This window comes from Pseudomonas sp. HP_01 (genome assembly GCF_055284355.1).
Window position 1 is genome coordinate 17,070 of the sequence record NZ_JBTOPV010000040.1, and the last position, 11,923, is coordinate 28,992.

General features: G+C 58.6%; 13 protein-coding genes. 5 read left to right on the forward strand and 8 right to left on the reverse strand.

All coding sequences use genetic code 11. The features are described 5' to 3' along the window. Window positions 1-17 precede the first annotated feature (17 nt). Genes ACYAR8_RS19390 through ACYAR8_RS19405 form a run of 4 tightly spaced genes read left to right on the forward strand, consistent with a single transcriptional unit; the run spans window position 18 to window position 2,141 of the window. A complete protein-coding gene (locus tag ACYAR8_RS19390; protein WP_463580783.1) occupies window positions 18-512 on the forward strand; it encodes an Hcp family type VI secretion system effector in 495 nt (164 codons plus the stop codon). Window positions 513-523: 11 nt separating this feature from the next. Beyond that, window positions 524-1,366 (forward strand): RNase A-like domain-containing protein, encoded by an 843-nt coding sequence (locus ACYAR8_RS19395; protein ID WP_463580784.1) that lies wholly within the window; start codon window positions 524-526, stop codon window positions 1,364-1,366. Between the two features lie 9 nt (window positions 1,367-1,375). Further along, window positions 1,376-1,747: a hypothetical protein gene (locus tag ACYAR8_RS19400; RefSeq protein ID WP_463580785.1), complete on the forward strand. Its 372-nt coding sequence runs from the start codon at window positions 1,376-1,378 to the stop codon at window positions 1,745-1,747. A 34-nt stretch (window positions 1,748-1,781) separates the two neighbouring features. Beyond that, window positions 1,782-2,141 (forward strand): hypothetical protein, encoded by a 360-nt coding sequence (locus ACYAR8_RS19405; protein ID WP_463580786.1) that lies wholly within the window; start codon window positions 1,782-1,784, stop codon window positions 2,139-2,141. A 51-nt stretch (window positions 2,142-2,192) separates the two neighbouring features. Here the strand turns inward: ACYAR8_RS19405 and ACYAR8_RS19410 are convergent, their stop codons facing one another. The 8 genes from ACYAR8_RS19410 to exaC all read right to left on the reverse strand — a co-directional run bounded on the left by ACYAR8_RS19410 (window position 2,193) and on the right by exaC (window position 9,514). Beyond that, the gene (locus ACYAR8_RS19410) at window positions 2,193-2,633 is read right to left on the reverse strand and encodes an HIT family protein (RefSeq protein ID WP_463580787.1); all 441 of its coding nucleotides are present in this window, start codon (window positions 2,631-2,633) and stop codon (window positions 2,193-2,195) included. Next, the gene (locus tag ACYAR8_RS19415) at window positions 2,630-3,481 is read right to left on the reverse strand and encodes a macro domain-containing protein (protein WP_463580788.1); all 852 of its coding nucleotides are present in this window, start codon (window positions 3,479-3,481) and stop codon (window positions 2,630-2,632) included. Before ACYAR8_RS19415 ends, ACYAR8_RS19410 begins: the two co-directional genes overlap by 4 nt. After that, a complete protein-coding gene (locus ACYAR8_RS19420; RefSeq protein WP_463580789.1) occupies window positions 3,481-3,990 on the reverse strand; it encodes a TIR domain-containing protein in 510 nt (169 codons plus the stop codon). The genes ACYAR8_RS19415 and ACYAR8_RS19420 overlap by 1 nt, the downstream gene beginning before the upstream one ends. A 370-nt stretch (window positions 3,991-4,360) precedes the next feature. Further along, a complete protein-coding gene (locus tag ACYAR8_RS19425) occupies window positions 4,361-5,083 on the reverse strand; it encodes a S24 family peptidase (protein WP_108121561.1) in 723 nt (240 codons plus the stop codon). A gap of 436 nt (window positions 5,084-5,519) precedes the next feature. Further along, a complete protein-coding gene (gene ppa / locus ACYAR8_RS19430; protein ID WP_074893152.1) occupies window positions 5,520-6,047 on the reverse strand; it encodes an inorganic diphosphatase in 528 nt (175 codons plus the stop codon). A gap of 107 nt (window positions 6,048-6,154) precedes the next feature. After that, window positions 6,155-6,973 (reverse strand): M90 family metallopeptidase, encoded by an 819-nt coding sequence (locus ACYAR8_RS19435; protein ID WP_463580790.1) that lies wholly within the window; start codon window positions 6,971-6,973, stop codon window positions 6,155-6,157. Window positions 6,974-6,977: 4 nt separating this feature from the next. Then, window positions 6,978-7,625 carry a DedA family protein gene (locus ACYAR8_RS19440; RefSeq protein WP_463580791.1) on the reverse strand — a complete coding sequence of 216 codons (648 nt, stop codon included), beginning with the start codon at window positions 7,623-7,625 and terminating at the stop codon, window positions 6,978-6,980. A 368-nt stretch (window positions 7,626-7,993) separates the two neighbouring features. After that, window positions 7,994-9,514, reverse strand: a complete 1,521-nt coding sequence (gene exaC / locus ACYAR8_RS19445; RefSeq protein ID WP_463580792.1) for an acetaldehyde dehydrogenase ExaC — start codon at window positions 9,512-9,514, stop codon at window positions 7,994-7,996. 299 nt (window positions 9,515-9,813) lie between these two features. Here exaC and ACYAR8_RS19450 point away from each other — a divergent pair, with 299 nt between their 5' ends. Then, entirely contained in the window at window positions 9,814-11,736 is a 1,923-nt protein-coding gene (locus ACYAR8_RS19450; RefSeq protein ID WP_463580793.1) for a sigma-54-dependent Fis family transcriptional regulator, read from the forward strand. Window positions 11,737-11,923: the final 187 nt, after the last annotated feature.

The following is an 11,923-nucleotide window of genomic DNA, read 5'->3' on the forward strand; positions in this document are numbered from 1 at the left end:
TGAGCAGGGAGCTAAAAATGTCGTTTGACGCATTTATGCAGGTGGATGGAGTAGAAGGTGAGTCGTTGGATGCTGACCATAAGGGTTGGATCGAGCTGCTTTCTTATCATTACGACGCATTCCAGTCGATCAGCCAGTCAGCGAGTTCCAATGGCGGGGCCTCCGCGGGCGGTGTCGCACTGGGCGATTTCCAGATCAGCAAATATATAGATCGGGCAACACCCAAGCTCTTCGAGCTGTGCTGCAGAGGCTCGCACATCAAGACGGTGACGATTCGCATACATCGTTCTGGTGGTGAGAAGTTCAAATACATGGATATCGTGCTTGAGGAAGTGTTGATCGCGACTGTCAGTGGACAGGGTGCCGATCAGGGTGGTTTTCCTGTGGAAATCATTAGCCTAAATTATGGCCGTATCAAGTTCGAATATTCCCAACAGCGTCGCGCTGATGGCGGTAGTGCAGGGATTGTGTCCGGAGGTTGGGACAGAACCGCCAACAAACCATTCGCGTAAGGAAACGCAACATGGCAGACGATGGAGAGTTTCGCGTGGCGCTGAGCTTTGCTCAGATGGCTGCGATCTTGACGCAAGAGTCGCTCACACCTGCGGAGATAATGTCGAACCGTATCTTCGGGAGTCTGCGCCTTGTTGGCGGTATTGTAGAGCTGGCAGGTTCAGGCGTACTGTGCGCAGTCCCAGAGCCAACGATGATTACCAAAATCGGATGTGTCGCGATGGGCGTGCATGCTTCCGACCAGCTTTCGGCAGGAGCGACTCAGCTTCTAACCGGCAAAGAGACTGACTCTTTTGCTTTCAAGGCAGGGTCATCTGCTGCTGAAGCGCTCGGCACCTCTAGAGGGGTAGGCCAGGTGATCGGTCTGGCTACGGAGTTTGCCGTTCCCCTTTCTACGGCTTCGCTGTACAACGCGTTCAGAGTGTCGTCCGTGCGAGCAGGCCGAATATCGATCGTCACGAGCGAAAAAATGCCAAATGTACCTAAGAATTTGGGCGGAGGGCATGCACAGCGCAAGCATGTAGGTAAGGACATTGGTTACTTAGTCACAAGGTTCGCATCGAAAAAGGTAGATGTGTCATCCACGTTCTATAGCTTGGACGTGGCAGAGTGGGCGGTCAGTCGTGCACTTCAAAAAAACAGGCTTAAGATCTTAATGTATTCCAAAGCTAAATTCTTGTTAAGGCATGAGCAATACACCTTTGATACTATTCTTGAAAAAGCTGTAGGCTGGGGCATCACCAGGTGGGACCAGTCCAAGACTCTGAAAATGTCGAAGATTACCATCACAATTAAATATTCCGAGTATAACCATATGCCCTACTATATCGTCACTGCATTCCCATCGTTGTGAGGTGATACGTTGAGCAAATACATGCACTTGCACAGTTTTATGTATGAGGTTGGCGAAGGTGTCGGCGAATTTTTGTCGGACGAAGAAAAGCAGCACTTCAAGCCGCTGACCCTACCTGAGATTGTAAAAAAGTCTTTTGCTAAGGGCGGGGTGCTAAACCTGGTTCATGCCTTAGTCCTAAAGCGTCAAATAAAGCTATATATAAGAAAGCACATGACCGCTGAAGGGTTGGAGTATGTCTATCCCCCTTTTGGGCAGGAAACATCGTTCGCGGAAGATTATTTTGAGGGTGATCTGTTTGTGTTTTTGACTGACGTCCTGATGTTGCTGAACAGAGAAATCAAAGTTAGAGCCCCAAAAATTTTCAGATTCTTACTATGAGTACGTCCGCAGGTTTAATCTTGTAGGTCTGAATATGCAATACAGCTATATACTCGGATTCATGTTTTCTGTCGGCGATGCAGTTGGCGAGTTCCTGGATGAAGAAGAAAAGAAAGGATTTAAACCCCTCACGCTTCCCCAGATAGTCAAGGAATGCATCGGCTATGGGTTGCTTGATCTGCTGCACGCAATCCTATTCAAACGAGAAATAAAGACCTATATCCGAAGGAATATGACGCCCGAAGGTCTGCAGTACGTCGATCCCCCATTTGGTCAAGACACCTCCTTCGCCGAAGATTACTTTGAAGGCGACCTGTACGTATTCCTGACCACCGTATCCGCACTGCTCGACGGCGAAATCAAAATCCGAAGAAAAAAGCTCTTCGGATTCTAGCCGGCAAGGGTCAAGCGGCGTTCTTAAAAATGATTGGCGCTGCGATCCCGCCTACCTCCCCCCAAGCAACCGCCGCGCAATCTCATCCGTCTCCATCACTGATATCTCCTGCACCTCTCCAAACTCCGTCCCCCCACCCGGCAACGTCCCCGCCACATGAAAGTGCACATGCCCGATCGCCTGGCCCGCCGGCACGCCGTTGTTCTGCCAGACCGCAATCCCCGTTTTCGCGTACGCCTTTTCAATCAGCCTCGCGGCATTGCGCACTTCAACCGCCACCGCCGCCGCTTCCTCGTCGGTCATTTCCAGCAACGAAGGCACGTGGCGTTGGGGCAGCACCAGCACGTGCGGATGACCCCGTTGTTCGCGGGTCACGAAGGTCGCGGTGTGCGTTGTGCAGGAGAGGATGGTGTAGGGCCGTTTGCCTTTCAGATACGCGCAGAACGCGCAGTCGGGGTTGTCCGGCATGTCCAGGCTGGTGTTCGCGCTCATGATGACCTCAATGACGAGAGGAAGGACTGCAGCTCCAGACGATCAAGTTTTCGATAGTCGTCGGGGCGAACGACGATGCGCAGTTCGTCGCAGACCTTCGAGTTGCGGGAGGCGAACATGAACGAGAGCAGGGTGAAGCGGATGGCGTCCTGAGCGGGCAGGACGCTGGACAGTCGCGCCTGTCCGCCGCCGATCACCGGGATCGAGATCGTCCCGCCGTTGCCGCGCCGGGACACTTCGGCCCACAGCGCGAGCAAGCCCTTCCACACTTTGTCCGGCGTGGAGCGCGCGACGTTCTGGGCGTCCATTTCGCAGTAGGCCAGGAAGAAGATCAGCCGGTGCGCATGCTTGAGCGTGGCGATGGTGCCGACGCCGTATTGCACGTGCTTGCCTGGCTTGTTGAGTGTGCCGATGCAGGGCGTATTGACCAGCGCGTCGTCCAGATGACGATCTAGTTCTTTCAGGTCGCCGCCGTAGAGCACCTGAAGCGCCTGACCCTGCAGGCTGGAGGTGGCAATGATGTTCGGCGTTTCCGTGTCGAAGGTGTCGTTGGTGCCGATCACCAGATGGCCGGTCTCCTTGAGGATGTCCCCGGGCACGATGGTGATCCGCGTTTTCGGCGCGTTGTATTCCTCGGCAATCGGGCGCGGCCAGGCCTTGAACAGCGCGGCCGAAACTGACAACGCGATGATCGCCATCAGGATGCCGAAACCCTCCATTGCATGGCTGCCGGGGTAAATGACGTTGAAAGTCTGCATGATCGTCGACAGTCCGCCGACGCAGGCGAACAACGCCACCAGGAAGTGGCGCCAGAAGCGCCACGTTTGCATGTCTTGAAGAATGGTCATCACATGCCCAACTCGTCGTAGATTCTGCCCACATACCGATGGGGACCCTGCATCTCGCTCTTCGCGTAGCCGTCGATGTAGTTGTCCAGCGCGTACTGAATGATTTTCGGCTGGAAAGAAACCGAGACGCTGAAGTGTTTTTGATCGATGAGCGGCTGGGGAATGTTGTCCATGACGATGTTTCTGCTTTGGCAGAGATTGGCGATGACGATCGGAAGATCGAGTTCGAGAATGACCTCGATTTCATAAGCAAGAAACGAATCCCCGTCGCCGCCTTTGCGACGGCCATCTTCGCTGCCGAGAAAGATGACTTGCTTGGTGTTGTTCAGGCGTTCACGCAGTCGGCGTTTGATAGTCTCTGGCGAACTGCTGTCCCGCGCCTCGAACAAGTCATGGGCATTGAAAAAGTCGAAGTCGATATTCTCGTTCTGCTTCCAGGCTTTCATCAGCCAGTAATGTTTGATGTCTTCACTGGCGAACGCGATGTAAGTCTTGTTGCGATAACTCATGATGAACTTCCTGTAGTGAAACGAAGCGGTTGTTCGCTTCGTTGGTTGAGGCGCTCAGTCCATTGATTGCCGATTGACGCGCGCGCGGAAGCGCCGCGTGGGTTAGCGGTGCGACATATTCATGGGAAGTTAAAAAGCCGGCTTGTGGCCGGCTTCTCGGTGACGGGTTTGATTAGTTTTTGGCTAACCGCACCCGTCCGCAAAAGTGCGCGCTGCAAAGAGGCGCTTGTAAGGTAGACCGGGCAGGTCGCGGAGACGGTGCCAGGTCGATCACCCATCCGCGTGTGGCTGACGGGTGCTAAAACGAAGGCGTGCAGGATACCCATGTTGCTGGCGTCTGCCCAGTTCCGAAACACGCTCATTGCGCACCTCACCGCAACGTTGCCGGATGGCGGCGGTTGTTGAGCGTCGACCACCAGAAGATCCACCCCAGAATCTGAATGTGCTGGGCCTGCACTTGTTCGGCGCTGAAAATCTCGTCCGGGTACTCGGCGCAATTATGGCTGCGCAAACGCAACCCGCCGCCCGGCAGGCGATACAGGTATTTCACCCGCAGCATACCGTCGTGTTCGAGGGCGTACATTTCGCCATCAATGATCTGCACGCGCCCGCGATCAATGCCGATCAACGAACCGTCCTGGATCTTGTCCGCCATGCTGTTGCCGACCATCGCCACGCAGATCGCGTTGTGCAGCTCCACGTCCATGGTTTCGAGCACCCGCCGGGACAGGCGCACTTTGTGGTTATGGATTTCGCCCACCGCCGTGCGGCCGGAGCTTTGCGTTTGCAGTTCGGTATAGACCGGCATTTCCAGTTCTTCGCGCACACTGCGTTCGGGCCGGGAGGGGTGAGCCTCTGGCTTCACGCCGCTGTCCCGGTCCTGTCCAGGGTGCTTGGGGCCCTCGCCGCTGCGCAGCCAACGCGCGTTGACGCTCAGCAGTTCCGCGACCTCTTCAATGCGCGCCATGGGGATGCCGCGCTTGAACCAGTTGTTCACGTGCTGTGGCGTAACTTTTCGGTTGGCGGCAAAGTCCGTCGCGGAGAGATGGCACTCTCGCAGAAGGCCGCGCAGTCGATCACCTGATGTATTCATGGGCCGAAGTTTACGGCGGGTTGAAGCTCGTTTAAATGAACGAAGTGTTCAAATGAGCAGGCCGTCATGCTTGCGCGTGAATGTAGGGATTACAACCTTCGGCAGTTTTTGTAGGCCGATTCGTTCACTGTTTTCGTTTGCGTCAACAATGATTGAAATCGACGTCGATCATGGACTTGAGCAATTAACGGGTACGAAGGCCTGACTAAAGCGGCTTTCACGAAAGTCTGGATCTAACGATGTTGTACAAAAAAGAAAATCAAACGGCGCCATTACACAGGCTGTGTATGCAGGCGATTTTTAAACATGTGTGTAATGAAGGAGGGCGAAAAAAAGCGGGATGTACGGGGGGGTGTCAAGAAAGCAGAAGGCGGGGACGTGCGTGCAAAAAGTGGCCCCGTCGAAGCGGCGAGCGCTTCGGCGGGGCGCAACCGGATCAGCCCTTGTAGGCCGCTACCGATTTGGTGATCGCTTCGCGAGCGGCGTCAGCGCCAGCCCAGCCTTCGATCTTCACCCATTTGCCTTTTTCGAGGTCTTTGTAGTTCGCGAAGAAGTGCTCGATCTGCTGGATCAGCAGCGCTGGCAGATCGGTGTATTCCTTCACGTCCACGTACAGCTGGGACAGCTTGTCGTGCGGGACTGCGATGATTTTGGCATCGCCGCCGCCGTCGTCGGTCATGTTCAGCACGCCGACCGGACGGGCGCGAATCACCGAACCCGGGGTGACCGGATAAGGGGTCACGACCAGCACGTCGAGGGGGTCGCCGTCGTCAGCCAGAGTGTTGGGGATGAAACCGTAGTTGGCCGGGTAGAACATCGGGGTGGCCATGAAACGGTCAACGAAAAGGCAGTCGCTTTCTTTGTCGATTTCGTACTTGATCGGCGCGTGGTTGGCCGGGATCTCGATTGCGACGTAGATGTCATTCGGCAGGTCTTTACCGGCCGGAATCTTGCTGTAGCTCATTGGGCTTTGCCCCCTTGGTTGACCATTCAGAATCTGGCATGCAACGCCAAAAAGTGGCCCGGATTATAGGCACATTCCTGAAGCGTTGCCATGCGTGACGGCGGGCTTCAGGCGTCGTGTTGAGCCTGATAGACCGGGTTGTCGCGCTGAAGTGCCGTCAGCCGCGCCAACGGATCCTGCCGATAGAACGCTTTCAGCTGCCCGTAGACGGCGGGATAGGCCTCGACGAGCAAATCCGGGGCGCTGAAGAAGTATTCGCTGATGACCGCGAAAAATTCGGCGGGGTTTTCTGCGGCATAAGGATCGATGGCAGTCTCGGCGTCCGGGTTGGCGTCGAGTTGCCGGTTGAGATCGTCGTACGCGCTCTGCATGGTGCTGGCCCAGTCACTCACGCGCATGTCGAGGTGCAGCGGCGGCAGGCCGTTCGCCTCGCCGTTGAGCATGTCCAGCTTGTGCGCCAGTTCGTGGATCACCAGGTTATAGGCTTCCCACCCGCCGCTGGTCAGCACACCGGGCCAGGCCAGAATCACCGGGCCCTGGGACCACGCCTCACCGCTGTGCTCGCCATCCCATTCGTGCTCGACGCCGCTGGCATCGCGATGGCGTTGCGGGCTGATGAAGTCGTCGCCGTAAAGAATGATCTCGTGAAAACCCTGATACCAGTTCAGATCGCCCAGGGCGAGTAACGGCAGCTGCGCTTGAGCCGCGAGAAACAGCCGCGATTCGTCATCCAGCGCAACGCCTTCCAGCGCGGTCAGGTGTTTGGCCTGCAGAAACAGCACGCAACTGTCGAGCAGGTAACGGTCCTCATCGGCGCTCAGCCCGTCGAGGATCGGCAGGCGCTGGCGTACGCGCTCCCACACCTGCGGATCGACCGGATGGCGGGCCAGCGTGCGCCGTTTGCGCCATTCCCGGAACGACCACATGGGTTCAGCGCACCTCGGCGGAGCGACCTGCGCGGCTGCGGATCAGGCCGATGATCATCGGCAGCAGCGAGATCAGAATGATCGCCAGCACCAGCAGCGTGAGGTTCTTCTTGATGAACGGGATATTGCCGAAGAAGAAGCCCAAGGTGACCAGCCCGCCAACCCACAGCACCGAGCCCAACACGCTGAACCCGAGAAAACGCAGGTAAGGCATGCGACCGAGACCGGCCACGAACGGCGCGAAGGTGCGGATGATCGGCAGGAAGCGCGCGAGGGTGACGGTCTTGCCGCCGTGGCGACCGTAGAATTCCTGGGTTTTGGTCAGGTAATCGCGACGGAAGATTTTCGAATTCGGGTTGCTGAACAGCTTGTCGCCGGCCGTGCGACCGATGATGTAGTTGGTGCTGTCACCGAGTATCGCCGCTGCCATCAGCAGGCACGCCAGCAACACCGGGTCCATGCCGCCACCGGCCGCGACGGCGCCCGCGATGAACAGCAGCGAATCGCCCGGCAGGAACGGCATGACCACCAGGCCGGTTTCGCAAAAGATCACCAGGAACAGAATCGCGTAAACCCAGGTGCCGTATTGGGTCACAAGCAGGTCGAGGTAAACGTCGAGGTGAAGAATCAGATCAAGCGGATTGAAATCCATGTAGGCACCTGGTTTGAGACCCGATCCGGGTCGTGCGGGGCGAAGAGGGGAAATGTGCGCGGCATTATAGAGGCATGCGCTGCAATTATGGCGCTCGACATGCCGCCCCCTTTCACTCCCGCAGGGTTTGCGTCTGCTACGTGTCAGCGGCGGGTACGAACCGGTAGGAGCGTGGCTTGTCCCGCGATCGGCTGCGAAGCAGTCGTAAACCTGCCGCCGCGCGATTATAGATAGCCCGCATTGGCCGGATTGCTGCCGCTGCGCGCCAGATCGCGGGACAAGCGACGCTCCTACACGTTGCATTGCCGAAACCCTGCAACAAAAACGGCCTCCGAAGAGGCCGTTGCTTGTCGCCCGATTACGCTAAATCAAAAGAAGCCCAGCGGATTGATGTCGTAGCTCACCAGCAGGTTCTTGGTCTGCTGATAATGCTCAAGCGCAACCTTGTGGGTTTCGCGGCCGACGCCGGATTTCTTGTAACCGCCGAAGGCCGCATGGGCCGGGTACAGGTGGTAGCAGTTGGTCCACACGCGACCGGCCTTGATGGCCCGGCCCACGCGATACGCGCGATTGATGTCGCGGGTCCAGACGCCGGCACCCAGGCCAAACTCGGTGTCGTTGGCGATGGCCAGGGCTTCCGCTTCGTCCTTGAAGGTGGTCACGCTGACCACCGGGCCGAAGATTTCTTCCTGGAACACGCGCATCTTGTTGTTGCCTTTCAGCAGCGTCGGCTGGATGTAATAACCGGTTGCCAGCGAGCCTTCGAGCTTCTCGACCTTGCCGCCGGTCAGCAATTCGGCGCCTTCGCCCTGGGCGATTTCGAGGTACGAAAGAATCTTGTCGAACTGCTGCTGCGACGCCTGCGCACCGACCATGGTGTCGGTGTCCAGCGGATCGCCGCGCTGGATCTTCAGGACCTTCTTCATCACGACTTCCATGAACTGCGGGTAGATCGATTCCTGAACAAGGCAGCGGGACGGGCAGGTGCAGACTTCGCCCTGGTTGAAGAACGCCAGCACAACGCCTTCAGCGGCTTTATCGATGAATTCCAGCTCGGCCTGCATGATGTCTTCGAAGAAGATGTTCGGCGACTTGCCGCCCAGCTCGACGGTGGACGGGATGATGCTATCGGCCGCCAGTTTCATGATGTGCGACCCCACCGGCGTCGAACCGGTGAAAGCGATCTTGGCGATACGCTTGCTGCTGGCCAGCGCTTCACCGGCCTCGCGGCCATAACCCTGCACAACGTTGAGCACGCCTTTTGGCAGCAGATCGCCGATCAGCTCCATCAGCACGGTGATACCCAGCGGCGTTTGCTCGGCCGGCTTGAGCACGATGCAGTTACCGGCGGCAAGGGCGGGCGCGAGTTTCCAGGCGGCCATCAACAGCGGGAAGTTCCACGGGATGATCTGCCCGACCACGCCCAGCGGCTCGTGAATGTGATACGCCACGGTGTTGCCGTCGATCTCCGCAGCGGAGCCTTCCTGGGCACGCAGCACACCGGCGAAATAACGGAAGTGGTCGACGGCCAGGGGGATGTCCGCGTTGAGGGTTTCGCGCACGGCTTTGCCGTTGTCCCAGGTCTCGGTGACGGCCAGCAATTCCAGGTTCTGTTCGATGCGGTCAGCGATTTTCAGCAGGGTCAGCGAGCGTTCCTGCACCGAGGTTTTGCCCCACGCATCGGCTGCGGCATGGGCGGCGTCAAGGGCCTTGTCGATGTCTTCGGCGCTGGAGCGTGGGAATTCTGCGATCAGCTTGCCGGTGATCGGCGAGATGTTTTCGAAGTACTGGCCTTTGACCGGCGGCACGAATTCGCCACCGATGTAGTTGCCGTACTGGGTCTTGAAGGTAACGATTGAGCCTTCAGTACCGGGGTGTGCATAACGCATGGTGAATATCTCCTGGTCTTGTGATTGTCTGGGGATAACGCGTTGCGGCGCATGGCTAGAGCGTAGAGCAAAGCGCGGGCCACTGCAGTCCGGCGCCCGGTTTATCGGGGTTTTGTTGATGAGGTGTATGTTCCTTGCCGGGTCTTGTACCAATTCCGGGGCAGCGTGAGTGACACTTTGTACCCTTTGCGTGACAGCGTGATGGAACCCGCCTTTCGCAGCATTGCAATGAATCCGGGCGAGGAGGATGCTGATCGGCAAATCCTCCGCAGAGCCCTGGCTCAGGATGAAGAATAAAAATGCACAGCAATCACCTGACGCGCCACGCCGAACAAGTGCTGACCGTTACCCAAGGCAAAACGCCCCATCAATACGGCCCCGGCGCCGACCCTTCCATCGCTCGCTCATGGCTGCGGTGCCTGGAGGATTATCACCTCGACCCCGCGCAAGCGATGGCGCCCACCGTGCTTGAACATGCGCGTGTGCTGGAGAGTCGCGAGCAGTTGCAGCAAGTCCTGACCATCGCCGGCGACGAGATGAACAGCCTGCATCGCCAGCTTGCCGGCGGCAGCGCGGTGCTGTTGACCGATGCCCGCGGGATCATCTTGAACTGCGTGACCGAGCCAGGGGATCGACGGATTTTCGAGCGCGCCGGTCTGTGGCTGGGGGCTGACTGGAGTGAGGCGCGGGAGGGCACCAATGGCATCGGCACCTGCCTGGTCGAGCGTCAGTCGGTGACCATCCATCGCGACGAGCATTTTCGCGGCCGCCACACCGGGCTGACCTGTTCCGCGAGCCCGGTGTTCGATCCCCATGGCGATCTGCTTGCGGTGCTCGACGTTTCTTCGGCCCGCCACGATGTGTCCCGCCAGAGCCAGTTTCACACCATGGCGCTGGTGAATCTGTCGGCGAAGATGATCGAAAGCAGCTATTTCCTGCGCCATTTCGATGGTCAGTGGCTGCTGCGATTTCATCTTCAGGCCGGTGCAGTCGGTTTGTTCAGCGAAGGGCTGTTGGCGTTCGACGGTGAGGGTCGCATCAGTGCGCTGAACCAGAGCGCGCTGAATCTGCTGGGCTTGAGCCGTGACGATCTGGTGGGTCAGGGCGTGGAATCGTTGTTTGACTGCTCGCTGGATGAACTGCTGAGCCGTGCTTCGCCGGATGCTGCCGCCAGTTGGCCACTGCGTACCCGTGACGGGCGGGGATTCTTCGCCGTGCTGCGTGGGCAATCGCGTGCCGAGGTGAAGGGCCTTTCTACTCCGGTGGTCAGCAAGTTGGCTGTGCCGCTCCCCTCGAACGACATCTGCCTGGGCGACCCGTCGCTGCAAACTGATTTTCGACGGGCGCTGAAGGTGTTCGAGCGCGACGTGCCGTTGCTGATCAACGGCGAAACCGGCTCTGGCAAGGAGGCGTTCGCCAAGGCGGTGCATCAGGCGAGTCAGCGCTCTGCCAAGCCGTTCGTGGCGCTGAACTGCGCGGCCATCCCGGAAAGCCTGATCGAGAGCGAGCTGTTCGGTTATCGCGGCGGCAGCTTTACCGGCGCGCGCAAGGAAGGCATGCGCGGCAAGCTGCAGCAGGCCGATGGCGGCACGTTGTTTCTCGATGAGATCGGCGACATGCCGGTGGCGTTGCAGACCCGTTTACTGCGCGTGCTGGAAGACCGGCTGGTGGTGCCCATTGGTGGCGAGCCGCAGGCGGTGGATGTACGACTGATCAGCGCGACCCACCGGAACCTGCTTGAGCGGGTGGAGGACGGCAGCTTTCGTGAGGATTTGTTTTATCGGCTTAATGGCCTGGAAATCGCTTTGCCGCCGTTGAGAGAGCGGAGCGATAAAGACCCGTTGCTGACGTTTCTGCTGGAGCAGGAGGCGGATGGGCTTTCGATTGTGATTGAAGCGACGGCCAGGCAGGCGCTGCTCGACTTCAATTGGCCCGGTAACGTGCGGCAGATGCGCAACGTGCTGCGCACCCTGGCGGCACTGTGTGATGAGGGACGGATTTGTTTTGATGACCTGCCGGTGGCGATTCGGCAGGGGAGTGCGCAGACCAAGCCCGATGAGGCCCATTCGCCGCTGGAAGACGCCGAACGCGCAGCGCTCATCGCTACCCTGGACGCCCAGCGTTGGCACATGACCCACGCCGCCCGCGAGCTGGGGGTGAGCCGCAATACGTTGTATAGAAAGCTGCGCAAGCACGGGATACACCGCCGAACCTGTGTTTAGGCCTCCAACCGTTCCCGGCTGGAGCCGGGCCCACTCAGTACGTGTTTCTTGGCCGGTATGTGGGCCATGGCGGGAAAACGGAATAATGCTGGCTGACGCCCATCCTGTAGGAGCGGGGGGGGGGGGGGGGGGGGGGGGGGGGGGGGGGGGGGGGGGGGGGGGGGGGGGGGGGGGGGGGGGGGGGGGG